Here is a 24,410-nt window from a genome sequence, read left to right as displayed (position 1 = left end):
CTGAACAAGGCATGCTGCCACGGAAAGCCAAGTCTTCGACCCGACGCAAAAAGCTGACGGATCCCCCTCATCTGTCTGAGGAGCATGCAAGTGAGGTGATCGAGATGGCCCTTTCCGATCACATCAGTTTTGCCGAGATTGAACTGGAATACGGGCTCTATGAACCACAAGTCAAAGCGCTGATGCGGGAGCGCTTGAAACCCTCCAGCTACCGGGCCTGGCGCAAGCGGGTCCGCAAGTTCTCCGACCGGCGCGCACATTACAAATGACGCTGCGTACGAGCAGCTGCTGACAACTCACAAACCATGCGCGCCGTACTTCAGCAGAACCGGCACAACCAGCTCTTCCTCATCTATCAAGTGGCGATCCAGTTTTTCGGACAGTCGCTCGACTGTTTCATGGAAAGCAGAGACAGCGTTTGTTTCTTCATTCGACTGAGACAAGACGGCGTTGGCCTGATCAACAAACCCTTGCAGATAGGTGTCCAGCAAATGGTGATCGGAGTCCAGCAACTCAAACCCTTGAGCAAGCCGATTGTCTTTAGACACAAGCACTGGAAAATAGTGGTGATCTTCGATCGTGTGGTGCCCATGTAACTCAGAAACCAGCAGGGATCCGTATTGGGCAAGGTTTGATGCGAAGACCTCTGGCGCAATCACTTTGTCTAGCCGATGCTCACACAGGGAATTCAGGCGCGCGAGAAGATCGCGGAACATCATGTGCCGTTCGAGCCAGAACTGGATCAAACCGTTGTACCCAGCTTCTTGCGTCCATCCGGTGCGTGGATAGTCCTCCAAAAGCACGCGCAAGGCGTCTGGAAGCGCGGTTCGATAGTTTAGGGAAAGCTTTTCGTCCATAAGACTTCGCAGGCAATGCCACCCAACACTGCCGTTTGAGCTTTCTGTCGGAGGCTGTGGTTCAAGAATGAATTTCCGCAGTCGGGATATAGCGCTGTGGCGCCGAAATCAGATCGCTTCACGTCATTTGGCGTACCTCATGCGCAGTCACACTAGCGCAAACCCACACTAGATTGCCATAGAGCCCACCTGTCCTATCTGACGTTTGGTCAGCGGCGGAGGCCGCAGATCAAGTTAACGACTCGATATAAGGTGGGATTTGATATGCGTTTTACGATACCGCTTCTGGCTGCGATAATGCTGACCGGTCCAGCCCTAGCCGAAGATGTTGCCTATGATGTCTCCGGAGAAGCCTTCACCGGATACTTTGCCAAGGCTGAAGACCCGAAAGGCCTTATTCTGATTGTTCATGATTGGGACGGCATGACCGATTACGAACGCAAACGGGCAGATATGCTTGCGGACATGGGGTACAACGCCTTCGCCCTTGATATGTTCGGCAATGACACACCAACCGAAACAGTTGACCATCGTCGGGCTGCAACCGGTGCGCTTTATCAGGACCGCGATCGCATGAGGTCCCTGATCCAAGCAGGTGTTGATCAGGCGAAACAACTGGCAGGTGACACCCAAATGGTTGTTATGGGGTACTGCTTTGGTGGTGCGGTCGCCCTTGAAATGGCCCGCAGCGACATGTCCGGCATGGCGACCGGCTATGCCAGCTTCCATGGCGGTCTGTCCACACCAGAGGGTCAATCCTGGACCGGCGATGAACCACCGCTGTTGGTTTTGCACGGTGGCGCCGACACATCAATCACGCTGGATGATGTTGCAACGCTCGCCAAAGAGCTGGAAACCGTCGGCACGCCATACTCCATAGAAGTATACTCTGGCGCGCCCCATGCCTTCACAGTCTTCGGCTCGAACCGTTACCAGGAACGGGCGGACACCGCGAGCTGGGATGCCTTCTCGACCTTCTTGAGTGAACAGCTCTGAGGGGGTCATTTTACTCCTGCGCGGCCACCAAACCGCTCAGTTCCGGACGACGGCTCGATCCGAGTGAACATTCCAAAAGCGGTGCTGTACGCGGCTTCGGCGGGAAGCCCGTCGCACATAACCGCCCAGCCACCTCTCAGGGCATACCAGAGTAGACAAAGAAAGTGCTCATGCGAAGTTTGACGTGTCTGTTTCTTATGCTCGCTTTCTCTGGCAACGCGAACGCTGAAGAGATGGTCAGTATCGGCAGCTTTGAAATAGACAGGACCGAGGTCACAATCGGCGCCTTCCGCGAGTTCTTTGATGCCACAAACACAACGACGTCGGCGGAAATCGCGGGCGGCGGGGAAGTGTATGAATCCGGCTGGGTTCAAAAACCTGGCTGGACATGGCGAACGCCCTTCGGCCTTCCTGCGTTGGATACGGAGCCCGCCGTGCACGTGACCTTCGAGGAGGCATCAGCTTATTGCGCCTGGCGCGGAAAACGTCTTCCGACTGATGCGGAGTGGGTCGAAGCAGCCTACACGGAGCGCCGGATTTCACCGCCCGCGCCCTTCGAACCGGGTGTGACATACCCCTACCCGACCGGAAAGACCCCGGAAGGCGCCAACTGTCTTGAGGGTTGCGGCGCCTCACCAGCTATTGACGTCAGTGCTGTATTGCGCCGTGGCACCGGCCATGCTCCAGCCGGAACAACACGGCCCGGTGTCAACGGTCTCTACGATATGGGAGCAAACGTCTGGGAGTGGACCGACAATGGCGCGGGCGGTCAAAAAACCACGCGCGGCGGCTCTTGGTGGTATGGGCCGCGGCAAATGCATCGGGATCACATCGCAACAAAACCGGCTGGCACAGCGGTGGTCTATATCGGCTTTCGCTGTGCCCGGTCTTTGTAGGCGGAGTGCGCTGCCAGTGTCTTGGTCAAAAGAAAACCAAAATTGCCTCCGATCAAGAACGTCCGTGACGAAAGGAACACCATGCGTCGGCTCTTGATCTGGAGTGCCTGTTTTATCCTGTTCAATTTGGCGCTGGGGCTGACCGCCTATCTGTCGGGCGTCCGGTCACCGGACACCCACTGGAGTACCGCCAACCGGGAGCCCATTGGCATTGCGCCAGATCCGCGGACGGAACAGCAGGCCATCGTTCAGGTCTATGCGGCGCGGGCGTTCAGCTGGCGCGGCTATTTTGGTGTCCACAGCTGGATATCCGTGAAACCGGCGAATGCCGATCATTTTACCACTTATGAAGTTACGGGGTGGCGGGTCCGCTACGGCGGCAACGCCGTCCGGGCCTCCCGGCGTGCACCGGACAGCCGCTGGTTCGGCTCCGAACCAGAGCTTCTGGCAGAACTGCGCGGCGAACCGGCAAACGAGGCGATCGTGCGCCTGCAAACTGCCATTGACGCTTACGAATTCAACAGCATCTACACAGTCTGGCCCGGCCCAAACTCGAATACATTTGTCGCACATCTTGGCAGAGTGCTCCCTGAATTGCGGCTGGACCTGCCCCCTACCGCTGTTGGCAAGGACTACCTAGCCTCCGGTTTGTGGGCCTCAGCACCGAGTGGCACCGGCTACCAACTGTCCTTGATGGGGCTCTTTGGGGTTTTGGTTGCCTGGGAAGAAGGATTGGAGCTCAATATCTTGGGCCTCACCTACGGCATTGATCTCAAAGATTTTTCTCTGAAATTGCCAATGATCGGACGCATCGGTTTTTCGCCCGGAAATACGCCTTCGGCCTGAAGATCGCTGGGCGAAGGGCAGAGCAACTGCCCTGATCAGCGATGCCCCAACCAATCTTTGATCGGCACGCCTCTCCTTACAAAAATCGTTCCTGCGGTGTTTGGCCACGCTTGCCGGTTGGCCTTCCCCGCCGATTTTTATCCGCAGGCATGAGTGCTCAAAAACGCTCAACGAACAGGATTTGGAGGTCTGATGGCGAACATATTGGTGATCGGCGCCAGCCGGGGCATTGGCAAAGCAGTCTGTCTAGCAGTTGCGGAAAAAGGGCACGCCGTGCGCGCAATGTCTCGCAGTGGAACAACTCCGATCGGTAATACCGGCGCGATTGAAGCAATCCAAGGCAATGCGTTGGATCGCGGCGACATCGATCGCGCACTCGGCGGTATCGACACAGTGGTCCTGACTTTAGGCGTTCCGGCTTCCCTGGACATGATCACAGGCCCCGTAACCTTGTTTTCGAAAGCCACCCAGGTGCTGCTTCCGGCGATGGAGAATGCCAACATCAACCGACTCATAGCCGTGACGGGATTTGGGGCCGGTGATAGCCGCTCAGCCATCAATCCGCTGCAACGCCTCCCCTTCAAGGCGCTTCTCGGACGCGCATACGCGGATAAAACCACGCAGGAAGCGATGATCTCGGAAAGCGGGCTTGATTATCTGATTGTTCGGCCGGGCGTTCTGACAAATCAACCCAAATCCGGGCGGTACAAGGTTCTGGAAGACCCGAAAAAATGGCGCAATGGCATCATTGCGCGCGCGGACGTGGCCGATTTCATCGCGAGCCGGCTGTCAGACGAACCGCTTGGCTGCAAAAAACCGGTCTTGATCCGCTGGCCTTTGTGATCTCTTGACCCAGCTCTCATCTCATCAGGCGATGGATAGCCGGTTGGATCTCAGGACATAAGAAAACCTGTCCAGCTCTGAAAAAACCGAAAATCGCATCAAAAATTCCAACATCTGAAAATCCATATCAAAAATGAGTGCGTAACAAACTTAGATCCCGATCTTGGATCTTGTCTCAACGCAAGGCCTGCTGCGCTCCCCCTGCAGCATATTGCGTTCTCCTCCTGCTGACCCGCCAACGCCAGTTGGTGGGTCTTTTTTTGAACTGAAGGTACGACCATATCAGAAACGCGGTCCCGAAGGGTGCGCGAACTTCAGATTTCTGAGGCCAGTAGTCGACGCGAAAAACGGGGTGAATACCAAAAACAAAAAAGCCGACCCAAAGGCCGGCTTCTTTATAAACTCAATCACTTGGTAGTGTGATTGATGGTGCGGTCGAGACGCCCAAATTCAAATACTTTTATTATATTTTTCAATGACATAAATTTTTATGCGATTCATTTTGGGGTAAAAGTTGGGGTAAAAACTGGGGTAAAGAGTCCTCAGGTGCGAAGGCGAAATACACATCTATTGATTGTAATTTTATAAAATGCACGTAATTTGAAACCTTCCTTTCCCTGCTGATAGGCAAGAGGGTCCGTATGCGCACATTTGTTTTCTCGGCTGCAGTCCTGTTGCTTCTTTCGCCGCCGGGCCTGGCCCAGTCAGTGGAGGTGCTCTTTCAAGCCGTGATCACGACGCAGGGAAAGGCCTGTCCCGCCGTGACACGAGTGAAGGTCCTTGGAAAGTCGACCAGCGGCGCGGGCATCGTTGCGGCGGCCTGTTCCGACGGCAGCCGGCATGTGATCGAGATCCAGCCGGATCGTTCCCTCAACTACATTTCCAGCTGCAGCACGTTTGAAACCATCAGCGGGACGTCGTGTTTTTGACCGGCACGATGCTCGCCTTTGGAGCCATGTTGGAGAGCCATACGAACCCAAACTCTGGCGCAGGCCTTTGCCGGCCCACACCACTCCCCAACGGCTTTACGTGATCGATCGCGTCCGATCACGGTCTCAAGCTTCGCAGTCAGCACCCGGGACGCAGGAAATCGGAGCTTCCTAGGTGCAAGGAGACTGCGACAAAAATGGCCAATTGATGCCGCCAGTCTGCGATCTATGTCTGGTTTGGCAAGGCGGACCAAGGCTGCGGCTCATAAAGCAAGTGTATCGGGTTTTCAGGCGTGTCCCCCAAACCGACGCCTTCGGCGCAGATAGACTTGAAAACTGAGCGGCAGCCGCGGTCTTCTGCACTTGGGAATTGGGGCTACGAAGGCTCAGCCTCGATCCTTACCTCGATCAACTTGTGAACCCGGATGTCTCTCAAACAAACATCCGGGCTTTTTTTTTGTTGAGGCGCTCAAGTCACCGATCCCAAGAAGTGCGGGACAGTGTGTCCACGCTCCCGATAGCCGCCAAAGGAGACTTCGAAAACGGCTCTCAGGATGCGCGCCACCCCGACTTGCCGGACACCTTGACCAAAGACACCGGCAAGAAAGCTCTCCTGCCGGCTGACCGTTGTCCGCATTGGAGCATTTGTTCAATATCAGGCGAACTGGAAATCGTCCTGATGCAACCCCGCGACTGTGATGTTCTGAATGACGATCGTCGTCTCATGGTCAATCGTGATTGTCGTGCTTGTCCCGTCATCTGTGGCGGCTGCCAGAACCGAGCTGAATGATGCAAAAACGCTGCTTTCAAACTGAACCACATCTTCAGACGCCGAGCCTGCGGTAAAGTCTGCAATGATATCGTGACCGGTGTTGCCAGCAAAAAAGACGAAGGTATCGCTCTCAGTTCCACCGACCAGGTAGTCATTGCCGGTTCCGCCAGTGAGACGGTCAGCGCCGCCGTAGCCAAACAGGACGTCATTGCCCGCCTCTCCCTCAAGAATGTTGGCATCTCCCGTGCCCCAGGCTGTGTTGTTGCCGCTGCCCATTCGGGCGTGCTCAAAGCCGCCCTGGCCCAAAGAGATCTGACGATCATCGTTGCCTGTGTAAACCAGTGTGTCGATCCCGGCGTCCCCGGAGAACCAGCTGTCCTCCGCATCGGCATAGATTACATCATCTCCGCCTTGTCCTTGCAGAGAGTCGCTGCCGTCCCCCCCATCCAGAACATCGTTGCCACCACCGCCTTGAACAAAATCGTTGCCGGCTTCGGTATAGATCTCCTCGGCGCTGTTCGAGCCCCAGATCTTGTTGTCGCCTGCACCGGCATAAATCTTTTCAAAACTGCCCTGTGCCAGTGCATATTCGAAGTTGTTGGTGCCGGTGTAGATCAACGTGTCAGTGCCTGCGTCACCGGAAAACCAGCTGTCAGCCGCATCTGCATAAATAGTGTCGTCACCCTCGCCCCCCATAAGGGAATCGGCTCCGGCACCACCCGTCAGGATATCATTGCCGCCATAACCATGGATCACGTCGCCGCCGGCACCGCCATCCAAATGATTGACATTTTCTGTTCCCCACACCGTGTTGTTGCCGGAGCCCATCACAGCATGTTCGAACCCCCCCTGGGCCAATGCGTATTGCCGGTCATCGGTTCCAAGATAGTGAAGAGTGTCGACCCCACCATCGCCGGTAAAGATGGTGTCAGCCGCATCGACATAAATGGCATCATCGCCGTCACCACCGTAAATTTCGTCGGCCCCGGCGCCGCCATTGAGCGTGTCGTTCCCGGCAAGACCCGAAATGACATCGTCACCAGCACCACCGTTTATGACATCCGCGCCACTGGTCCCGGTGAGCGTTTGACCGACGGGCGTACCCGCTTCAACGGCCAAGTTGAACACCTCTTCAACCGACAGGGACCCGTCAGAGGCAATCACCTTGATGGAAAGCGGTGTCGCAAGCGCCGCAGGAAGTGTTCCTGAAAACGTCCGGCTTGCAGCTTCAAACAAGACCCAGGCCGGCAACACCGAACCGTCAGACAAGGTGGCGTTTAGGGTGATTTGATCGCCGTCCACGTCGGCAAAGGTGTCTGCCGGTACGGCAAAGCTCCATGCTGTTCCCGCCGTTCCTGTCTGATCCGCAATGGGCACAGCAATGACCGGGGCATCATTCACCGGATCAATCACCAGATTGAAGGTGTTGTCGACAGACGCCTGTCCATCGGAGGCTGTCACTTTCAACGAGAGTGTGCCGTTGAAATCCTGCGGCGGTGTGCCGGAGAAAGTTTGGCTTGCTGTATCAAAAGTGAGCCACGTCGGTAAGGCTGAACCATCGGCTTGAGAGGTTGAGAAAGTTAGCGCATCACCGTCCGCATCAGAAAAGGTGTTTGCAGGAACGGTAAAGCTCCACGGCGAATCTTCTGGGCTCGTTTGCGATGCGATCGGGTTGGCCACTTCAGGTGCCCTATTGTCTGGAGGCGTCTCAACAGCCCGGTTTTCGATTTCCGCTTTGTCCCATTCGGCAGCGTCCGTATAGCCATCGCCCCTGGTTCCGCTGATCGAAATTAGTTCAATGGACGTGTCTGCACTGCCATTTTGGCTAGCAAGAAAGTGGCCCTCAACCAAAATGGTTTCATTGGTACTCAGGATTCTGATGACAAGATCGGCAAACTCTGGACCGTTGCGCTCCAGCGCAATGTCTTCGGCTCCCAGTCCGTTTAGGACCACGGTGTCCTGATCTGTCTGCAGGCCGGTCTCGCGAATGATATCGTTGCCGTCATGGACCCAATAGCTGTAGGTGTCAGACCCAGATCCACCGTTTAGCGTATCGTTACCATCGCCGCCGGACAGCACATCGGCCCCATCACCGCCCTCCAGGCTATCTGTCCCTTCATTGCCAAAAAGCCAGTCACCGCCAACTCCACCGGACAGGGTGTCATCGCCAAAACTGCCGTTTAGGGTGTCTGCGCCCTCACCGCCCTCCAGCGTGTCACCGTCCAGACCACCCGCGAGCGTATCATTGCCGGCACCTCCACGGAGCGTGTCGGCGCCCGCGCCACCCAAAAGAATATCGTCGCCGCCAAGACCCTCGATCGTGTCATTTCCGCCCTGGCCGTCGATGATGTTCTTTTCGTCGTCCAGCGTCAGTGTGTCTGCTCCCTGGGTCGGATCATAAACAAAGCTGGCAGAAACCGAGGGGTAGGCGAACGAGGTACCGCCGCCAAGGGCAATGGTTTCAATCGCTGTGCTGGTCCCTAGAAAATAGTTTTTGATGATCACCGAACTCTCGGCATCCGTCACAACAGAACCGTTCTCCTCATAGGAAGAGGTAAAACGCATCACCAGGTCGTTGGATCCTGCCGAGTAACCGTTGCTTGCAGATTCGAATCCTGATGTACCACCGCGCCCCATCGAAACATCATTGACGCCATAGTCATAGGCTTCGAGCCGATCCACATCTGTTGCTGCACCGATATCCTCAACGACGTCAATGCCGGTTGTTTCCCAGTTCTTGCCAAATTCTCCATAAGTGTCCGATCCCGCCCCGCCGATCAGAACATCAAAACCGGCGGAAGCGGAAAAGTAATCGCTGTCGTTCGTCCCGATGGAAACATCATTTGCATTGGTGCCATTGTGGGCCTTTTCATATAGATAGAAGCCACTGTCACCACTCTGGTAGTCCAGGAGGCCAAACAGCGCTCCGTAGTTCTCGGATTCGTAAAAGATGAAATCCCTCTCGACGAAAACACCCTGTCCCAAAAAGGAATCGCCGCGATAGGCTTCATAGACCGCGGTGCCCTGCACTGGCGAATAGGTCGATTTGACCAGCCGCGCTTCGCCAAGGGACATGTATTCGGACTGTCCATTCAGCCAGCCGTCACCGCCTTCGAATTTGATCTCCACAAACCCGAGGCCGTCCAGATCCATGACAAAGTCCACACTGTCGGCGACCAGCGGATTGAATACATAATTTCCCTTCAGCCCATCAGGTGCATCATAAAAGACCGACGTTGACTGGCTGCTTGTATTGTGGGCGATGGACACGATGTAGGTGTCGTATCCATTGCCACCGTAAAACCGGTCTTCACCAGCGTTTCCGGTCAGCACGTCATCCCCGTCAAACCCCATTAAAACGTCGTTGCCAGAGGTTCCGGTGATGCTGCCATTGCCGTCCGCGTTGCCGCCAACGGCGGACCCGCCATTGCCGATTGCGACGGTATAGGGTCCATAATCCGTACTCGTCGCTGTCCCAGCTAAGGCACCAGCTGCCGAAACATCAAAAATGTATCCCGGATTGCCGATCCCGGCAGTTGTGATGATATCAAGATAGGAAAAGAAACTGGCAGCTGCGGTGCCGGCATCGAGCATCCCGTCCCAAAGCGCCTGCCGCTCTTCCAAGGTTTGCAACTGCTGTAGGGCGACATAAGGCGTCCAGCTGTCAGCTTGTGCGCCAAAGTCCGCAAAGACGGCTGAGTGATAATCACGTATTGCGTCGACACTTAGATCGCCGCCATTTGCAACGGCTTCGGATGTTTGACGCGCAACAAAATCCCGGCGCATCAATTCCAGGCTGACATTGGCAAGGTTTTCAAAGCCAAAAGCCGAGCCGGTATCCTGCAAATATTCTTGAACGAAATAGATATTCGCGGTGGCGCCAGCGAGGCTGTCATTTGCCACGACGCTGCCAGCGAGCGCGCCATACCGGTACCCCCACTCTTCAAGCTTGCCATAATACGCAATCCGGTCTCCGGCTTCGACGTGTTCGGAAAGAATCGATAACTCTTCTGCACCCAACGGTTTTGGCACAACAGCACTCCATTATGAAAGATTACGGGAGTTGTTTTGGATCTTTGGTGGTAAAGCACTGCAGCAATTTTGCCGTACCGTCGCGCAGCGCCCGCCAGCGGGGCAGCTCGGCCCGCCCATAGGTGATCCTGACGTCATAGGCACCGGCTTCGAACGTGTGCCGGCATCCCGGGTTCGGCAAGCGGCTGGCGCTGGAGCAAACAATAACGTCTGTAACTCCGGACGAGTCCTCTTGAAAGAATATGTCGTCTTTTAAGAACCCATCCGCCGAATATCCTGCAGGTGTCCGCAAGCCATTTTGAACGGTTTTGTAATTCACCCGCATTGACCCGGGGTCAATTTGGGCAAACGCCTTGTATTTATTGGTTAAAGCTGCCTTAAAAATGACCGGCATGGGCAAGTATGCGGATATCAGGATCTGCACATAGTCGCGGATGCCAGCGTTAAGTTTGCTGCCCCCGTTGGGCAAAAGTTGTTTTGCTTCAGGATACGACGAGAAGTCTTTCGCATCGGCGCGCAACAACAAACCGTCGCGGTCCTCACCACTCTTAAACGGGCGAGAAAATAGATAGTCTTCGGGAAACTGCAGCTCAGCGCCAGCAATATCCAAATTGTTGATCCGCGCCGTTACAAACTGGCTGGTATCCTTGAAGGAATCGCAAACCAAGGGCGTCTGGTCTGCCCTTGCATTGGTGTTGGCCAGGGCCACGGCAATAAAAAGGACGAGACCAATCCCCGATTTGCCCAGAAGGTGATCGGTCCACGGTTTTTTCGCATTCTTTTGCGTAGCTTTGCCGTTCAACATCTGTCCGGCACCTCATTTTTCAGCATGGATATCATCAGGTGTTTGCTAACACATGTGCCCTTGGTATTTATAACAATAATTATCAACCCAAAGTTTATTTTTTTGCTTATACCCCTCAGACAATTGCTACTAGCCCGGCTCACCGCCGCTCCCCCAACAGTTCCTTCAGGAACTGCCGGACCTGATAAACCCGCTTGCGCGCGAGCGGTTCGGAGATCTTCAAATGGTCGGCGATCTCGCGGTAGGTGCGGTGATGGTGAAAGCGCAGGTAATAGTAGGGGCGGAAGTGGGGCGCCAAACCCGCCAGGATGTCCGCCTCGTGCGCACGCAACCTGGCCCGGTTCAACAAGGGCGGTCGCGGTGCCGGGTCGGTGTCCTCGGCAAACCCCGGAGACCAGCCGGGCTTTGGGTGAGACTGTGGACGGCCCCGCTTTCGCACATATGGCTTGGCGAACGCCGGAAAATCCCTCGGCCGCACCGGCCGGGTTTGCGGCACCGGCAGCGCGCTGATGTCAAAGACACCCGGCAGCACCAAGAGGCCGCCCGGAGTGCGCGCCCTCTCCGTCTCCAGATCCGTCATTTCGGACCCTCCTTCCGTGCCGCAAAGTTTGAGGCGTGCCGCGGGCTCACAGGTCCGGCTCCCGGTTTGCGGTGAGCTCCGACCAGATTTCGCGCCAGGTCTCGGGCCAAGTATCGGGCCAGTCGGTCGATCCCCGGCCGTCCTTGAACCAGAGGAACCTCGGCTTGTCCGCACCGATCAGCCCCTGCTCCCGCAGGCTGACACACAGGTAAGGGGTCACCAGAACATAATCGATGAGGTCGATCCCGAGGCCAGCCGCCGCGGCTTCCAGCTGGCAGATCCGGTTCAAGTCTCCCATCTCCGGTTCGGTTTCCCCGTCCAGATGGTTTTGCAGCACGATGAAGTAGCGGGCCCCAAGGTCCAGGCACCGCGCAATCACCTCCCGGGGGTAGAAGGCCACATGATCCATGTCGCCCCGCTGGTGCACCTCGACCCCGATCAGCTCCCGGTGCTTGTTCAGGAACAACACCCGGATCTCGCTTCGGCGCAAATGCGCCATGGCTGCGATCGCATAGTCGAACACCTGTTCGGCGCTGCGAACCGGCCGTGCGGCCCGCGCCTGTTCCAGAAAGGAGCGTGTGCGCATGGCACGCAGAAGCGCAAGGAGATCCGTGAGCCGGTGATCGGCGCCGGAAATCATCATGATCCTGGCATCGCTGGCACATAAAACCGCATCCAGCGTGCCGAATTCCGCAACAAGGGCCATGGAAAAGATCGTCGCGTCCGCCGCCGGCACCACCAGGTTCAGCACGGCCTCCAGAAGACCCTGATCTTCCAGATGGTCCAGCCGGGTTTCCATGTCCCCGCGCACGCTTAGACCGGCCCACCCCGCGGACGCAGGACCGGCGTCCCCGTTCGGCCCTGATCCCGCTCTGTCCGCGCGCTGCAGGTCCATGCGTGTGAAAGCGCCCGTTTGACCGTCTGCTTCCAGGCTCTCGAGCAGCCGGAGCACCTCTGCAAGGCTATGCTCCGACGGACTGGGGGACAGTCCCGCGACCCGGGCGCGCGCTGCAGCAACGCACGTCCGGTGGAGCGTCGCCGCCGGCCGCAAGGGTTCTGCAAATCCCAAAAACGCTTCCATCAATGCCCTGTCTGCCAACATGCCGGCCTCCCCGGTGCAACCGTCTGCACAATCTCAAAACAATTTTGGTTGTATTTTATCTTAAGACACTTTTTCAGCTTTCCGCTAGGAAAAATTTCCGTAACGTAGTCTTCGGAAAGAAACCGGGAGGGTAAAACCAAATGGAATAGCGACCTTGTGCCCTTAAGATTTTATTAAGAAGCGATTCCTCACCTCGTTTTACTTGCGATGGCGGAACATGGCTCTGTTCTACTATTGGTAATACATCATCAGAGAGGACACAGAATATGAGACGGAGTGTACCTGACCTGAAACGACGCCTTGAGCTGGCCGAATGTGCCTATCAGGCCCATGCCGAATTGAAGGAATACGCGGCCGAGGCCTTGCGCCTAGCCATCCTGGCCGAGTCCATGGGCCAGCGGCGGACGGCCGGCAAATTGCGGGCCGCGGCGGCCTTGATGGGAAACACGCAAAAGGTTTACGTGGAGATCCTGAAAGAAGGTTTTCAGGACGGCGGCCGGACCCGCCGATGAGGCGGCGACGCATCTGCTCCAATGGTTCCGGGTTCCGGGCCGCAGCCACAATCATGACGGACAGCCATTTTGCTTCACCGCGCCCGGCCGGGTCCCGCCGTTGGCAAACGCACAACATTGCCCGCCCCGCCCGGATCCGGCGGCCCGGAATCGAGCACCACCCGGATGCCCTGGCGCACCACCAGCCGCCCGCCCGGACGGGTTTTTAAGGCCGCATCAAAGACCAGCTTGATCAGCTGATAGCTCTGGGTGGCGGCAAGCAGCTCCAGGAACCCGCGCCCGTCCGGGCTCCAGACTTCCAGGCGAAAGCCGAGCCCGGCCAGATGCCGGTCCGCGCCGGAGGGGGTGAGCAGCCGCCGGGCAATTTTCTCGGCGGTCTCCGGCCGCAAGGTGACCATTCTGCCGCGCGCGGCCCGGGCCCGGATCAACCGGGCCAGCTCTTCTTCCGTTGTCCAATCCGCGCTCATGTTCTTCTTATGTTCTCAAGTCACGAAAACCGTCAAGCGCCGATCCGGAAAAGCTCACATCACATTCACGACTGCCCCTGGCTCGGCCCCTTTGCCGCCGATTGCCCCTTCAAAGGCGGCACATCTTCCGGTTAAGCTGGGCGCCTGTTGCACCCCGTGAAAAGAGGCTCCGGCATGTCCAGGATTGAAGAGAGTGACGATGAAACCCGGGGGTTGGGGGACGCGCTTCTGGCCTTTGCCCGGGCGGTTCATGAATTGGCCCCGGACTGTCTCGACCCGGCCATTGCCGCTGCCTACGACGCGCTGGAGGCGGAAAAGGCCAAACGCCCGAACGCCGATCTGAGGCTCGGATATGAATTCCTTGAGCTTGCCGAGGTTCAGGGCACATCGTTGATCGTACCGCAGCCAAAGCTGCAGTGAGGCCGGAATAGGAATCTGTTTGCGGCCGCCAAATTCACGGCTTTCGCAAACACCTCAAGACAGATGTTGTCGTTAGGGCACCCATTCGTAATGGGTGTCCAGCGCATCCTTCGAAACCGTCTTAAAACCACACGACTGATAGAAGGAATTGGCTGGACTTCCGTTCAAGGCCATCAACCGGACCGGCAATCCGGCAAGGCGCGCTTCGGCCTGCACGTCGTCAACGATTGAACGCCCGATCCCCCGGCCCTGACAGGCTGAAGTGACATAAAGATGATCGAGGTAGATGTGATCGGTGTTTCGTCGAACAACAAAAAATCCAACCACTGAACCTTCTAAACGGATTATCTTGGTATCTGCAGCACAAAAGGTGCTCAGGAACCGGTCTCTGGCGCGCACGGGGTCGAACCTCCCGACAGCCTCCAGGCTCGGGCGCATGGCCTCAACCCGAAGTGCGGCCAGTCCCTCTGCATCCGCTGCATCAGCAGTCTCTATTCGAATGTCAGCGCTCACTCCGCGGCCCCCCTTTGGCTAAGAAAAGGTCTAGTCTGATACCGCCGCTCGATCCAGCATGCCCTTCACGTCGTTCAGGACATCAACAAATTGCCAATCGCCGGCCACCTGCGCCAATAGCCAAAGTCGCGCCTTCGAGCATGTCGTGTTTGGATCGGATAAAAGCATCGCTTTTTGCGCTGAAACCCTCGATTTCAGAAGGGGAAAAGCGATCCCGATAGCACGCGATGGGCTCTAGTCATTCGGCGGGTGCATCGCGGCGGCGATCTTTGATGGCAGGGCTTCAAACTTGTCCGACAGCTTGTTGATCGCATCCACCAGCCGCAATTCAACTTCCTTCAGGTGTTCCCGGCTGGCGTATTCTTCTGCCACCTTCAGGCGGAATTCATTCAGGTCCCGCCGAACCCCTAAGATCGCGGCAAACAGGAACCACCACGCCCCGCCAAGCGCCCCGCCGATAAAGGCCAGCCCCAGCAACTGTTCCCAAGTTATGGGACCTTCCATCACCAGCACCCCCGCCGTTTGCCGTTGCGGTCATTGCCGGCGACGCGTTCCGCCCCGCCGCGATCGATCTTCACCAGGGCTGCAAACCCGGCCGGGCTCAAACTATTTGCTTTGAACCCCGCGCAAGGCCCGGCATTCTTCAGGGTCTCGCACCCGGCCAAACCCACGGAAATACTCAAGACACAAGTGATCGTCTTCCAGGTTCTGCAAATAGGCATCGTCGCGCGCCCTTCCCTGTTCGAGTTCCAGGGCCGCTTCCAGATCCTTGGCCCTGTCCTTTAACCGCGCGTGGTTTCCCCCAAGCGCATAAACGGACGCAATGAACACAGCACCAACCAAAACGGCCGCACACAGGCGGCCGGTTTTGGTGAGCGCGAAAAACTTGAACATGGCGATCATGGCGCAGCTTCCCTTTTTGCCGCGCTGCCCTGAAGACGGCGCGTCAGAACATCGCCATAACGCCAGACAAGGTACACGATAAGGATCAGCCCGAGCCCGAAGGCAGCGCTTAAGGTCCATGTCCACGGCACACCGAACAGACCGCCACCGGTCACAGCCGTGACCAGCGCCCCGCCGATCTGGCTGTCCTTGATGACAAGCGCATCCTTTCTGAGCTGCGCCAGGGTGGCCGGTCCGATGATGCCGTCGTTCACAAGGTCCGGATGCTGGCGCTGATAGGCCAGCACGGCCGCCTTTGTGCGCTGCCCCATCCAGCCGTCAATCACGCCCGGATCAAATCCAAAGCGGGTCAGCGCTTCCTGCGCTTCCCTGATAACGGGATCCGGTTCTGCCGGCGGCACCGGCCGGGCCAGACGCGGACGGCCTTCCAAAACACCGGTGTAGATCCCATGTTCAAGCAGCGCGGCCTCTTCCTTCCGCCGGCGCACCAATCCGTTCAGACGATGCCCGCCGGCGGTTGTTCCCGTTTGCCGCAACAGTCTTCCAGCCTCTTTGACATCGCCCCGCTTCAAGGCCTTGGCCCATTTCCAACTCAGCGCCCGGGCGCCCAAATTGTAGACGACCGACACGCAGGCATCGAACTGGTGTTGCGGCAGGGTTTCAAAGGTCCGCTCCACCGGGATTTCATATTCATCATCCAGCATCCGCGTCATGATGTGGTCCGCGTCCCGCCGGCTGATCGTATCCCCAAGCCTCAACTTGCGGCCATGGCGGGTCCGCCACCAGGCGGCAAACACACGGCCGCGCATGGTGAACCCGTAGCCGATCGTTACCACGCCGGCCGGGTCGATATAGGCGCGGCTCGCGAACCCTTCATGGCCCGCCAAGAACGCCAGTCCTTTTTCACTGATTTGCATGATCTGCCCCCTTTCTTTCAGGCATAAAAAAACCGCCTTGCGGCGGTCATAGGTTCAGGTACTAGGAAAACCTATTGGCTAGTTAAGAAGCATTTTTATTTGGGATTTCCCCGCCGCATCGTGCGCAGAATCCAGCGGCTTTCCAAGCCTCATCAAACTCGTCCGGAATCCTGCAGCGGCAACGAGAATAACGCTTCACTTTGGGTTTATTGATTGAGTGAAAAACAGAATAGATGACTATCGTGATGGGAATTCCAATAAGGATTCCGGCGAACACATATGGGCCATAAAATAGGACGTACCATAGGCCATCAGAGCTGTTCCCCACTCACTCCTCACACTTCTAACTGACACTGTTTCCTCAGCGTTATCAGCTTTGCGGCACCACCGGCAAGAAATAATGCAGCGCGATCCGGACCTTGCCGCCGGTAAAGGCTTCCGTGTCGCCATGCGCCGTGATCACCACCGGTGTATCGGCATAAAAGGCCTCTGGCCCGATCACCCCGGCATTGTTGGATCCGGCCGCGATCCCGAGATAGCCGCCGAACTTCTCAGGCTGCCCGGAAATGCCGCAGTGATATTGCCAGACACCGGTCACGTCTTCCGTCGTCAGGGTCGACACGCCAAAGACGATGGCCCGGTTCGGGATTACTGTGGTGCTGGAGACACTTGCGCCGGAAAGTGAAAGTTCCTCTTCCACGGTGACAATCCGGCTTTCCGCGCCGTTTGGGGTGACGGAAATCAGGGACGGGTCCGGCCCGCTCCAATTGGTCCCGTCATAGACCGCAAAACCGCCCTCATCTGCCACAAAGGCCCGCCACCCGGCTTGCGCCTCGTAAAAAGTCCAGACACCACCCCGGTAAGACGCAATCTTGCCGTCATGTCCGGCAAAGGCGCCGCTAGCCCCGGACGGGACCAGATACCGGGCGCCGTCTGCGGGACTTGCCGGATCGCTGGTGACCGATTGCGAGAGGACGGACAGGTTGACCACGGCGTCCAGTACCGCCAAGGCCTCATTGTGCGTGATGTGCTTCTGGCTTTGACTGGCGGCAATTTCCGGCAGTTTCAGGTTCGGTGTGCTCATGGCTGATAGCTTCCCTCTGCGGCCGCGCCCCGGCCATAGGTTGCGGACATCTGGAAAACGCGGAATTCAAACGGTTGCCCACTTGATTCAAAATCGGCCGCCTGTTGGGCGGCCGTATAGGTGACAGTCTGGCTGGTCGACTGAAGCGTTCGCTTCAGGCTTCCGTCTTTCCAGATTTCGATTTCATAAGCCTCAAAATCTTCGCCAAGCGGGACGTCCGCCTGTTCCCATCCGTCCCCGCCAATCCGGGTCCGGCGGATCCAGGACAAGGCGATGTCACCACCCCCCGCGTCGCTTGGCTTTAGATGAACCGGGGATAGCGGCTGTTCCCCGCGCCCGGTGAAGGTGACGGTTTTTCCGACAAAGTCCGCATCCCCAACCGCGCCGCTTGCCGGTCCGATCTGCCAGTTGAGCGGCAAGCCGATCTGTGCGCGATCCAATCCAGACTGTTCCAACCCGCCATCCAGAAACACCACGCGCGCACCCTTCAGCGCGCCCATGGCCGTTTCCGTACCCTTTTGACCGCGCAGCAGCCGGGTCAAACGGTAGGTCCGCGCACCGGTCAGCTCCGCATTTGCGAACTGCAGCAGTTCCCACTCCCCGTTCGGCGCCTCGACAAGGACAGCGTTGCCGCCGGCGAACACCTGAAGATCATCAAGACCCTGCAGCTGGCCGTCGTACAGCTCCACTTCCAGCGCGGTCCTGCGATCCCAGCGATAGAGCGGCCCCGGCGCAAGATCGGCCGTCAGATGCCCGATGTGGCCAGGAACCGCCAGGCTGGCGCGGACCACATATCCGCTTGTGGTCGGACTGGACAAAAACACCAGACCGGACGCAAACGGTTTTCGTGTTCCCGTCAGATATCCCTGATGCGCACTGTCCTGATCGCGCAGCAAAGGCCCATCGATAAAGACCGGCGTCACGTCCGCCGTCACATCCGGCCAGCCACCGCCACCCCCTCCGGTGCTGCCGCCACCGGATCCACCGCTGCCAGTCCCGCCACCGCCGCCAATCCGGCCAAGCTCGATGATCGAATTGCGCGCCGGTTCATAAACCGGCCCGTCATAGCTCTTGCCCTCGATCTTGCGGCCCAGACCGTCCACGGCCTTTGTCAGACGCACCAGATGTGAGCGGCCGCCAAAGTCAAACGACACCAGATCTCCCGGCTCCAGCGCAAGATCTGCCTCTGACGTGCCAAACTGATAACCTTCCCGGCTGGCCCAGGCTTCCTGCAGCAGGAATTCCGCCAGCGCCACCATGCGCGGAAAGTCCGCCACCATGGGCGTATCGGTCACCACCACCCGGTCACTGACGACCATGTCCAGAAGGGCTTCCCCGGTCACGGTCTGGAAATCCCGTGCCGCGTCATAAGCGGTCACCCGAACCGCGCGCGGCAGGTCCGTTTCCTGCGCCCGGCGGATGGTGACGGGCGCTTGGTTTTTGCCCCGGTCCAGCATGTCCGCCGGATCCAGAGTGGCCACCGGTTTCAGGTGCCGCCGGGACCGGCCTTCGATGCGCCCGCCGCTTTCCACCGGATCAAAGGCCATGGCGGCCCCCATACTTTCAATCACGGACCGGGCGGAGGTTATGGTGTCGATGATGTAGCCGTCCGCCGTGCCAATCATGCCGTCCGTATTAAAGTCCGCGCCCTCAACAAGCCCGCTCCGCTCCATCATGAGTTTGGCAATGCCATCCGCCGGCGCCCCGCCCATACGCCGGGACAGCCAGTGTCCGGTATAAAAATTGGCGTGATCGGCCCAGACCTCGGCGGCAATCGGAAAACTCGGAAACGGCCTTATATCCCAGGCCCAGCCATAGAGCCGGCCGGGCTCCAGCATCGGACCGCCATAAACGGACGACACCGGGTTGTTCGCGGGATCCGCCCAATACTCCAGCATCGCGCGCAGATACCGGCGCTGAACAAAGTCATCGCGCGCGCCGGATGAATAATACGGCACGAACGATTCCGAGGATTTCGGATCATAAAAGACGTTCGGCTGGTTGGGTCCCTTGTCGATGCCCGGACAGCCCATTTCGGTAAACCAGACCGGCTTTGATTGCGGCACCCAGCCTGTCACGTGTGGGTCACGCACCCCGCCCGGCCGGTTCTGGTGTGCGCTTTGCCACCAGTTCCGCACATCCTTTTGCCGGAACACCCAATGGTCCCCATGCGCCGTGTCCTCGATAGGTGTGCGCGTCTGGCTGTCCCGGTCTTCAGGACTTTCATAAAACCAGTCGTAGTATTCCCCGCCCTCGATGTTCGCTTTGAGGTACGCGACATCATAGATCGATGAATGCCCGGCCATGTGGTCCGCATGTCCAAAGCCATCCCGCCAGTCACTCAGCGGCATGTAATTGTCGATCCCGATGAAATCACACTCTGAAGACGACCAGACCGGATCCAGATGAAAAAACACGTCCCCGCTGCCGTCGTTTGGCCGGTAGGAATGGTATTCGGACCAGTCCGCTGCATACCCCAGCTTGGTTGATGCCCCAAGCATCGACCGGACATCCGAAAGCAGCGCCACCAGGGCGGACACGAACGGGAAACTGTTGCCAGCGCCCCGAATGGTGCTCATGCCCGGCATTTCCGTGCCGACACAATAGGCATCCACGCCGCCGGCAAGCTGCGCCAACTTGGCCAGGTGCAGGATAAACCGCCGGTAAGACCACTCTTGCGGCCCGGAATAGGTCACAGTTGTCCCGCTGCCCGAGAAATGCCCCGGCTGCGCGGTCCCAATAAAAACGGCGGCTTGCGTTGCCGCAGCCGCCGTCTTGTCCGGTGTGCCGGGCTGCCCCGGCGCCGGATGACAGGTGATCCTGCCGCGCCAGGGATACGGCGGCTGTTCTGATCGCCCATACGGATCCGGAAAGCCGTTCTCGTTTTCGATATCCATCATGATGAAGGGATAGAGCAACACCTTGAAGCCGCGGCTTTTGAGATCCTGTATGGCGGCAATCACGCTGGCATCGTTCGGGGATCCGCCGTAAGCCGGTTTGCCGTCGATATAGGAAACAACCGTTGCCGTCTCGCGGCTCAACCCTGCCACCTGCCATTCGATCGGATCTGTTTGCTTGACCGCTTCAATGCGCGGTTCAACAAGACACTGGTCACAGCGCAGGTCCGTGCCGAACCACGCAACCACAAGCGCGATCGTGTCAACGTTCGGGCAAACGGCTTTCAAGAGATCCAGGGAGTGCAGCCAGTCGCTGGTGTGCGTCTTGGTGTGGCGGTTGTTGTCCACCTTGTCCGTTGCATTGATGAAGTCCGCGACCCGCTGCGGTTCATAGCCAAATTCCGTTGACCCCGGAATGATGCACATCCCGGTCAAAAGCTCCTCTTCCCGCCCGACACTGCGCATCACTTCAAAGGTCAGCTGCGGGATCCGGTTGCCGAATTTTTCCAGAGGCAAACGGTCAAAGACCACATAGGCAAGGCCGCGATACGCCGGCGCGTTGCCCGCCCCCTGCTTGGCTTCAATCAGGCTGTCCGGCAACTGGTCTTCAGACCCGGTGTAGATCCGGTGCGTGATCTGGGTCAGGTCCAGTTCGTTGCCATCCGCCCAAACGCGCAAGACCGCTGCAATCGGACCTTCACATAGACCCACGGCGAAGTTGCCATAATAAGCGTATGTGGTTGTGGTGACCTTGGAGCCACCGCCCCCGCCCTTGCCGCCGGCGCGCTGCGTGGACGTTTGGATTTCCTCTTCCAGGTTGGTGGCCCAGATCACCTGCCCCGAGACACGCGCAAACCCGGCGACAATCGGGATCGCCGCCCCTTCCGTCGACGATAAAACCTGCAGGCTGTCCAGCCGCGCACCTTCGACAGTCTGGGAAGATCCACCGCCACTGAACAAATAGCTGTCCAGCAAGGAACCGCCAATGGTGGCAGCCGTTGTGATGGCGCTTGCGACAAGACCCGTCGCGCCGGTCGCCCCGACAAGCGCCGACGCGGCCGCACCCAAAAGAAGTGTTGCCATGATGTTTCACTGATTGATATGGGTTGAACGTTATTTCGACGCTTCGATGCTGTAAAATGAAAAAACGAGCTGTTACATGCTTTGTAGAATTAAAAATAATACTGTAGCGACTTTTCAAAAACTACTTCTGAATATTACTTGGTCAACGATTGCCTCAATCGGAAGATCACCTTCGATGCGGGTTATTTCTGCGGCACCTTTCATCGGTTATATAATTTTATTTAATGATCACACTGTTTCCTTTGTAAACAACGTCTTCACGGAACTAAACATTTACAACACAAACACCGGCATACATCGTAATTTGTATTTGTTTTATTTTGGTACCATTTTCCTTGGCGTGGGCTCCATTTTGTTTACCTTCAGGTGCCCAGCCCCCCAAAAAAGGGCTGACAGCGATGTCGAGTATTCGAGCTTACTTAATCAGGAAAATTCTCTCATCATAACTTACAATAACTTAGATTTTTTACTGGAAAGATACTCGAAAGTTAGTGACGAAATAACAAACTCAATTTCATTCCCCGAAACAATCGAGTTAAATATAAATCGGCTTATCATAGAAATTGTAAATACCCTTCCCCAGAATACTTATTTACCCGGCCAAAAACTTGATGAATGTGATGATCAACTCGATGAGGAACCTGAAGAATTAGGAGATGGTATCTTTTTTCCAAACGGAACAGTAAATGCTGCTGTTGTTGCCCAAATGGTCTACATGAGCCCCCGCGTGCTTTGGGCATTTACACAGGAATTTAAACAACATGCGCGGCAGGAATTTGCCTCGGATATACATGTAACTACTTTTCAATTAGAAAATTACGCGGATCCCATTAGCAGATTTTTGACTTTTTTCGCTTTTTCATTTGGATTTATTTTACTATTGATCCCATCAGCTGATGTATTTTTTAAAATTGTTCATGGATTAATTTTTACATCAAGTTAGTCGATTATCCGTTAAATCTATAAGCACCGACCGCTTTACTTAACAAAACAGAGTTTATGCTGACCTCACATACGCCCGCCCCTTCCAGCGCATGGATCACTCGGCCGTCACCCGAGATAATCCCGCAGTGTTTGGCAATGGCTTTCGGCCGCATGCGGAAAATAACCACGTGGCCCGGCTCCAGTGCATCGATCGGAACCGGCGCAAAATGCCGCTTGGCGGCCGCCAGCAGGGTTTCTTCCGCTGACACTTGCCCCCAGTCCGGGGAATAGGCCGGCGGTGTTTCCGGCTCTTGGCCGTAAAGCTCCCGCCAGACTCCGCGCACCAGTCCCAGGCAATCGCATCCAATGCCCTTCAGACTGGCTTGATGGTGATAGGGTGTGCCGATCCAGCCGCGCGCCAGATCGACCACATGCGCGTTAACCGACAATTGCGGATCCGTCATTGTCCGTTTCCCCTGTCACCGCATAGCCAAGGACAAAATCATTGCCGGGCATATGCGGGAACCCCCGGAAGTTCACACCGTTTGAAAACTTGGACTGGCAGGCGGAAAACGTATGCGGACAGCCGGCCCGCACCGTGAACGCATCCCCCGGCTGGATCGCATTGACCGGACGTTGCCAGACGGTGAGTTCGTTTCTGCCATCATTCACCCGGTGCAGCTTTACCTTGACGGTTTGCCCGGCATTCGCACCACTGCCCCAGGTGAGGGTCCCGCGTGAAAAGTGATCGTCTGCAAAGCCGGTGAGGCCACTCACCTGAAACACCCGGTCCTTGACCGTCGTCACCGTGCCGCTGGCCTTGTATGCCGCGCTTTCCAGATCAACCCCGCACCGGCTGTCACCCAGCGCGGCATCACAGCCGTATTGATAGGTTCGCCCGACAGTCTGGTTCAGCTTGTGCGCCAGCCCCCGGAATTCTGCCTGAAACGCGATGTCCCCGCGGGTCACTTCCCCGATATGGCCGCGCTTGATGACCTCGGCTTGAGAAAGGTCTTGCCAGTTCACGCGATAAAGCACGATTTCCGCGTCATCATAGAGCCCGCCGGCAATGTCGTTTTCGGTAATCGCGGACGAGGACAAGGCCCCTTCCACGTCCAGATTGTCCACCGACAGCCCGAGGCTGCTTTCAATTTCGGTTGCCGAAAACCCCGAAAAGGCTTCAAAGGTAACGCCATTGAACATCAGGGCACGGTCATGGTCCGTAAATCCGAGAACCACCCCGTCATTGCGGGTCACCTTCCAGCACCAGCACAGCGTTGTCACTACCCCGGCAATATGTGCCGAAAACCCGGCTCCAAACTGTCTCATGACAAAACCTCGACGATCGGTATGGCCGGGATGGACCCCAGCCGGTGATTGTTCAGCTGAACATCCAGATAGTCCGTGTCGAACCGCGCCGGGACATCAAATTCAAACCCGGCCGTGACCACCACGCCGACGCCGGGCGCAACCGAAAAGCTGACCCGCCCGGTGATCGGGTTCACAACAAATCCGCCCCCCTGAAGGGTGCCATTCAAGGCAACCCGCACGGATCCCGGCACCGGCTTGGTGATGGTCCGGACGTAAGGGTTGAAGCCCACGCCATAGGTCTTGATCAACTGATAGTCCGTCTGCACACCGTCCCCGATACCCAGGGGCTGGTCCGTGGCTGTCACGAGATCAGAGGGATCGCAGGACTTGTAATCCGCCCAGTCCTTCCAGCGGAAGGCACTCAGCCGCCCCCGCCGTTCTTCAAAAAACGCAATGACCGCGTTCAGGTCATCGACCTGCTTGATGCCATATCCGGCGTCATACCGGCGCCGCGACTCCTGCCATTGCTGGTTCCGTTGTTCCTTGCCGGATGCCAGGGCCACCACAACCGTTTTGCGTTCCGGTCCGCCCCGGCTCCCAAGCGAAATACTGTCCGGAAACCGGACATCATGAAACTCATCTGGCATATCGTTCAGATTTCTTCCCGCCATCCCGGACAAGTGCAGCACAGGCTGCGGGCCGATCCGGGATCCAGCGCGCC

The 24,410-nt window shown here is 57.3% G+C and carries 25 protein-coding genes; 9 read left to right on the top strand and 16 right to left on the bottom strand.

Translation table 11 applies throughout. The features are described from left to right. The first annotated feature begins 11 nt into the window (after window positions 1–11). Window positions 12–269 (top strand): TIGR03643 family protein, encoded by a 258-nt coding sequence (locus ACVDG4_RS01035; protein ID WP_447233697.1) that lies wholly within the window; start codon window positions 12–14, stop codon window positions 267–269. A 27-nt stretch (window positions 270–296) separates the two neighbouring features. On the opposite strand, the gene ACVDG4_RS01030 is transcribed toward ACVDG4_RS01035, so the two are convergent. Beyond that, a complete protein-coding gene (locus ACVDG4_RS01030) occupies window positions 297–857 on the bottom strand; it encodes a hemerythrin domain-containing protein (protein ID WP_447233696.1) in 561 nt (186 codons plus the stop codon). A 264-nt stretch (window positions 858–1,121) separates the two neighbouring features. Here ACVDG4_RS01030 and ACVDG4_RS01025 point away from each other — a divergent pair, with 264 nt between their 5' ends. The 5 genes from ACVDG4_RS01025 to ACVDG4_RS01005 all read left to right on the top strand — a co-directional run bounded on the left by ACVDG4_RS01025 (window position 1,122) and on the right by ACVDG4_RS01005 (window position 5,367). Beyond that, window positions 1,122–1,853: a dienelactone hydrolase family protein gene (locus ACVDG4_RS01025; RefSeq protein WP_447233695.1), complete on the top strand. Its 732-nt coding sequence runs from the start codon at window positions 1,122–1,124 to the stop codon at window positions 1,851–1,853. A 170-nt stretch (window positions 1,854–2,023) separates the two neighbouring features. Next, entirely contained in the window at window positions 2,024–2,749 is a 726-nt protein-coding gene (locus ACVDG4_RS01020; RefSeq protein ID WP_447233694.1) for an SUMF1/EgtB/PvdO family nonheme iron enzyme, read from the top strand. Window positions 2,750–2,830: 81 nt separating this feature from the next. Next, the gene (locus ACVDG4_RS01015) at window positions 2,831–3,595 is read left to right on the top strand and encodes a DUF3750 domain-containing protein (protein WP_447233693.1); all 765 of its coding nucleotides are present in this window, start codon (window positions 2,831–2,833) and stop codon (window positions 3,593–3,595) included. A 192-nt stretch (window positions 3,596–3,787) separates the two neighbouring features. Beyond that, window positions 3,788–4,438, top strand: coding sequence for an NAD(P)-dependent oxidoreductase (locus tag ACVDG4_RS01010; RefSeq protein ID WP_447233692.1), 651 nt, complete (start codon window positions 3,788–3,790; stop codon window positions 4,436–4,438). Window positions 4,439–5,079: 641 nt separating this feature from the next. Further along, window positions 5,080–5,367 carry a hypothetical protein gene (locus ACVDG4_RS01005; protein ID WP_447233691.1) on the top strand — a complete coding sequence of 96 codons (288 nt, stop codon included), beginning with the start codon at window positions 5,080–5,082 and terminating at the stop codon, window positions 5,365–5,367. 469 nt (window positions 5,368–5,836) lie between these two features. Here ACVDG4_RS01005 and ACVDG4_RS01000 read toward each other — a convergent pair whose 3' ends face one another. The 5 genes from ACVDG4_RS01000 to ACVDG4_RS00980 all read right to left on the bottom strand — a co-directional run bounded on the left by ACVDG4_RS01000 (window position 5,837) and on the right by ACVDG4_RS00980 (window position 12,658). Further along, window positions 5,837–6,004 (bottom strand): hypothetical protein, encoded by a 168-nt coding sequence (locus tag ACVDG4_RS01000; RefSeq protein WP_447233690.1) that lies wholly within the window; start codon window positions 6,002–6,004, stop codon window positions 5,837–5,839. A gap of 18 nt (window positions 6,005–6,022) precedes the next feature. After that, complete coding sequence (locus ACVDG4_RS00995) at window positions 6,023–10,171, bottom strand: putative Ig domain-containing protein (protein ID WP_447233689.1); 4,149 nt, start codon at window positions 10,169–10,171, stop codon at window positions 6,023–6,025. Window positions 10,172–10,193: 22 nt separating this feature from the next. Continuing rightward, window positions 10,194–10,976, bottom strand: a complete 783-nt coding sequence (locus ACVDG4_RS00990; protein WP_447233688.1) for a hypothetical protein — start codon at window positions 10,974–10,976, stop codon at window positions 10,194–10,196. Between the two features lie 139 nt (window positions 10,977–11,115). Further along, window positions 11,116–11,556 carry an RNA polymerase sigma factor gene (locus tag ACVDG4_RS00985; RefSeq protein ID WP_447233687.1) on the bottom strand — a complete coding sequence of 147 codons (441 nt, stop codon included), beginning with the start codon at window positions 11,554–11,556 and terminating at the stop codon, window positions 11,116–11,118. 46 nt (window positions 11,557–11,602) lie between these two features. Further along, entirely contained in the window at window positions 11,603–12,658 is a 1,056-nt protein-coding gene (locus ACVDG4_RS00980) for a JAB domain-containing protein (protein WP_447233686.1), read from the bottom strand. Window positions 12,659–12,924: 266 nt separating this feature from the next. Between ACVDG4_RS00980 and ACVDG4_RS00975 the strand changes: the two genes are divergently transcribed. Beyond that, complete coding sequence (locus ACVDG4_RS00975; RefSeq protein ID WP_428525967.1) at window positions 12,925–13,170, top strand: hypothetical protein; 246 nt, start codon at window positions 12,925–12,927, stop codon at window positions 13,168–13,170. Between the two features lie 74 nt (window positions 13,171–13,244). Here the strand turns inward: ACVDG4_RS00975 and ACVDG4_RS00970 are convergent, their stop codons facing one another. Beyond that, on the bottom strand, window positions 13,245–13,637 hold the full coding sequence (locus ACVDG4_RS00970) for a hypothetical protein (protein ID WP_447233685.1): 393 nt from the start codon (window positions 13,635–13,637) through the stop codon (window positions 13,245–13,247). 174 nt (window positions 13,638–13,811) lie between these two features. On the opposite strand from ACVDG4_RS00970, the gene ACVDG4_RS00965 reads away from it, so the two are divergent. Further along, window positions 13,812–14,057 carry a hypothetical protein gene (locus tag ACVDG4_RS00965; protein WP_447233684.1) on the top strand — a complete coding sequence of 82 codons (246 nt, stop codon included), beginning with the start codon at window positions 13,812–13,814 and terminating at the stop codon, window positions 14,055–14,057. A gap of 72 nt (window positions 14,058–14,129) precedes the next feature. Here the strand turns inward: ACVDG4_RS00965 and ACVDG4_RS00960 are convergent, their stop codons facing one another. The 6 genes from ACVDG4_RS00960 to ACVDG4_RS00935 all read right to left on the bottom strand — a co-directional run bounded on the left by ACVDG4_RS00960 (window position 14,130) and on the right by ACVDG4_RS00935 (window position 21,454). Beyond that, entirely contained in the window at window positions 14,130–14,570 is a 441-nt protein-coding gene (locus ACVDG4_RS00960; RefSeq protein ID WP_447233683.1) for a GNAT family N-acetyltransferase, read from the bottom strand. A gap of 234 nt (window positions 14,571–14,804) precedes the next feature. Continuing rightward, window positions 14,805–15,074 carry a hypothetical protein gene (locus ACVDG4_RS00955; protein ID WP_422022968.1) on the bottom strand — a complete coding sequence of 90 codons (270 nt, stop codon included), beginning with the start codon at window positions 15,072–15,074 and terminating at the stop codon, window positions 14,805–14,807. A gap of 102 nt (window positions 15,075–15,176) precedes the next feature. Next, entirely contained in the window at window positions 15,177–15,473 is a 297-nt protein-coding gene (locus ACVDG4_RS00950; protein WP_447233682.1) for a hypothetical protein, read from the bottom strand. Next, complete coding sequence (locus ACVDG4_RS00945) at window positions 15,470–16,390, bottom strand: glycoside hydrolase family protein (protein WP_447233681.1); 921 nt, start codon at window positions 16,388–16,390, stop codon at window positions 15,470–15,472. The genes ACVDG4_RS00950 and ACVDG4_RS00945 overlap by 4 nt, the downstream gene beginning before the upstream one ends. Window positions 16,391–16,760: 370 nt before the next feature. Further along, on the bottom strand, window positions 16,761–17,474 hold the full coding sequence (locus ACVDG4_RS00940) for a DUF2793 domain-containing protein (protein ID WP_447233680.1): 714 nt from the start codon (window positions 17,472–17,474) through the stop codon (window positions 16,761–16,763). Continuing rightward, window positions 17,471–21,454: a baseplate multidomain protein megatron gene (locus ACVDG4_RS00935; RefSeq protein WP_447233679.1), complete on the bottom strand. Its 3,984-nt coding sequence runs from the start codon at window positions 21,452–21,454 to the stop codon at window positions 17,471–17,473. Before ACVDG4_RS00935 ends, ACVDG4_RS00940 begins: the two co-directional genes overlap by 4 nt. Before the next feature lie 175 nt (window positions 21,455–21,629). Here ACVDG4_RS00935 and ACVDG4_RS00930 point away from each other — a divergent pair, with 175 nt between their 5' ends. Continuing rightward, window positions 21,630–22,397 carry a hypothetical protein gene (locus ACVDG4_RS00930; RefSeq protein WP_447233678.1) on the top strand — a complete coding sequence of 256 codons (768 nt, stop codon included), beginning with the start codon at window positions 21,630–21,632 and terminating at the stop codon, window positions 22,395–22,397. 4 nt (window positions 22,398–22,401) lie between these two features. On the opposite strand, the gene ACVDG4_RS00925 is transcribed toward ACVDG4_RS00930, so the two are convergent. Genes ACVDG4_RS00925 through ACVDG4_RS00915 form a run of 3 tightly spaced genes read right to left on the bottom strand, consistent with a single transcriptional unit; the run spans window position 22,402 to window position 24,336 of the window. Next, the gene (locus ACVDG4_RS00925; RefSeq protein WP_447233677.1) at window positions 22,402–22,842 is read right to left on the bottom strand and encodes an NlpC/P60 family protein; all 441 of its coding nucleotides are present in this window, start codon (window positions 22,840–22,842) and stop codon (window positions 22,402–22,404) included. After that, the gene (locus ACVDG4_RS00920; protein WP_447233676.1) at window positions 22,817–23,707 is read right to left on the bottom strand and encodes a phage/gene transfer agent baseplate hub protein; all 891 of its coding nucleotides are present in this window, start codon (window positions 23,705–23,707) and stop codon (window positions 22,817–22,819) included. The genes ACVDG4_RS00925 and ACVDG4_RS00920 overlap by 26 nt, the downstream gene beginning before the upstream one ends. After that, window positions 23,704–24,336, bottom strand: a complete 633-nt coding sequence (locus ACVDG4_RS00915; protein WP_447233675.1) for a phage distal tail protein, Rcc01695 family — start codon at window positions 24,334–24,336, stop codon at window positions 23,704–23,706. Before ACVDG4_RS00915 ends, ACVDG4_RS00920 begins: the two co-directional genes overlap by 4 nt. Between the last annotated feature and the right edge of the window lie 74 nt (window positions 24,337–24,410).

The organism is Roseibium sp. MB-4 (assembly GCF_053005265.1).
This window is presented reverse-complemented; position numbering and strand designations above follow the sequence as displayed.

What these genes read in the sequence shown, in the direction of transcription:
- ACVDG4_RS00945 (WP_447233681.1), bottom strand. Translation starts at nt 16,390, where the DNA reads ATGCAAATCAGTGAAAAAGGACTGGCGTTCTTGGCGGGCCATGAAGGG.
- ACVDG4_RS00955 (WP_422022968.1), bottom strand. Translation starts at nt 15,074, where the DNA reads ATGGAAGGTCCCATAACTTGGGAACAGTTGCTGGGGCTGGCCTTTATC.
- ACVDG4_RS00985 (WP_447233687.1), bottom strand. Translation starts at nt 11,556, where the DNA reads ATGACGGATCTGGAGACGGAGAGGGCGCGCACTCCGGGCGGCCTCTTG.
- ACVDG4_RS00925 (WP_447233677.1), bottom strand. Translation starts at nt 22,842, where the DNA reads ATGACGGATCCGCAATTGTCGGTTAACGCGCATGTGGTCGATCTGGCG.
- ACVDG4_RS00930 (WP_447233678.1), top strand. Translation starts at nt 21,630, where the DNA reads ATGCGGGTTATTTCTGCGGCACCTTTCATCGGTTATATAATTTTATTT.
- ACVDG4_RS00990 (WP_447233688.1), bottom strand. Translation starts at nt 10,976, where the DNA reads ATGTTGAACGGCAAAGCTACGCAAAAGAATGCGAAAAAACCGTGGACC.
- ACVDG4_RS00975 (WP_428525967.1), top strand. Translation starts at nt 12,925, where the DNA reads ATGAGACGGAGTGTACCTGACCTGAAACGACGCCTTGAGCTGGCCGAA.
- ACVDG4_RS01020 (WP_447233694.1), top strand. Translation starts at nt 2,024, where the DNA reads ATGCGAAGTTTGACGTGTCTGTTTCTTATGCTCGCTTTCTCTGGCAAC.
- ACVDG4_RS01015 (WP_447233693.1), top strand. Translation starts at nt 2,831, where the DNA reads ATGCGTCGGCTCTTGATCTGGAGTGCCTGTTTTATCCTGTTCAATTTG.
- ACVDG4_RS00940 (WP_447233680.1), bottom strand. Translation starts at nt 17,474, where the DNA reads ATGAGCACACCGAACCTGAAACTGCCGGAAATTGCCGCCAGTCAAAGC.
- ACVDG4_RS00950 (WP_447233682.1), bottom strand. Translation starts at nt 15,473, where the DNA reads ATGATCGCCATGTTCAAGTTTTTCGCGCTCACCAAAACCGGCCGCCTG.
- ACVDG4_RS01025 (WP_447233695.1), top strand. Translation starts at nt 1,122, where the DNA reads ATGCGTTTTACGATACCGCTTCTGGCTGCGATAATGCTGACCGGTCCA.
- ACVDG4_RS00920 (WP_447233676.1), bottom strand. Translation starts at nt 23,707, where the DNA reads ATGAGACAGTTTGGAGCCGGGTTTTCGGCACATATTGCCGGGGTAGTG.
- ACVDG4_RS01000 (WP_447233690.1), bottom strand. Translation starts at nt 6,004, where the DNA reads ATGCGGACAACGGTCAGCCGGCAGGAGAGCTTTCTTGCCGGTGTCTTT.
- ACVDG4_RS00965 (WP_447233684.1), top strand. Translation starts at nt 13,812, where the DNA reads ATGTCCAGGATTGAAGAGAGTGACGATGAAACCCGGGGGTTGGGGGAC.
- ACVDG4_RS00935 (WP_447233679.1), bottom strand. Translation starts at nt 21,454, where the DNA reads ATGGCAACACTTCTTTTGGGTGCGGCCGCGTCGGCGCTTGTCGGGGCG.
- ACVDG4_RS01005 (WP_447233691.1), top strand. Translation starts at nt 5,080, where the DNA reads ATGCGCACATTTGTTTTCTCGGCTGCAGTCCTGTTGCTTCTTTCGCCG.
- ACVDG4_RS01030 (WP_447233696.1), bottom strand. Translation starts at nt 857, where the DNA reads ATGGACGAAAAGCTTTCCCTAAACTATCGAACCGCGCTTCCAGACGCC.
- ACVDG4_RS01035 (WP_447233697.1), top strand. Translation starts at nt 12, where the DNA reads ATGCTGCCACGGAAAGCCAAGTCTTCGACCCGACGCAAAAAGCTGACG.
- ACVDG4_RS00970 (WP_447233685.1), bottom strand. Translation starts at nt 13,637, where the DNA reads ATGAGCGCGGATTGGACAACGGAAGAAGAGCTGGCCCGGTTGATCCGG.
- ACVDG4_RS00980 (WP_447233686.1), bottom strand. Translation starts at nt 12,658, where the DNA reads ATGTTGGCAGACAGGGCATTGATGGAAGCGTTTTTGGGATTTGCAGAA.
- ACVDG4_RS00915 (WP_447233675.1), bottom strand. Translation starts at nt 24,336, where the DNA reads ATGCCAGATGAGTTTCATGATGTCCGGTTTCCGGACAGTATTTCGCTT.
- ACVDG4_RS01010 (WP_447233692.1), top strand. Translation starts at nt 3,788, where the DNA reads ATGGCGAACATATTGGTGATCGGCGCCAGCCGGGGCATTGGCAAAGCA.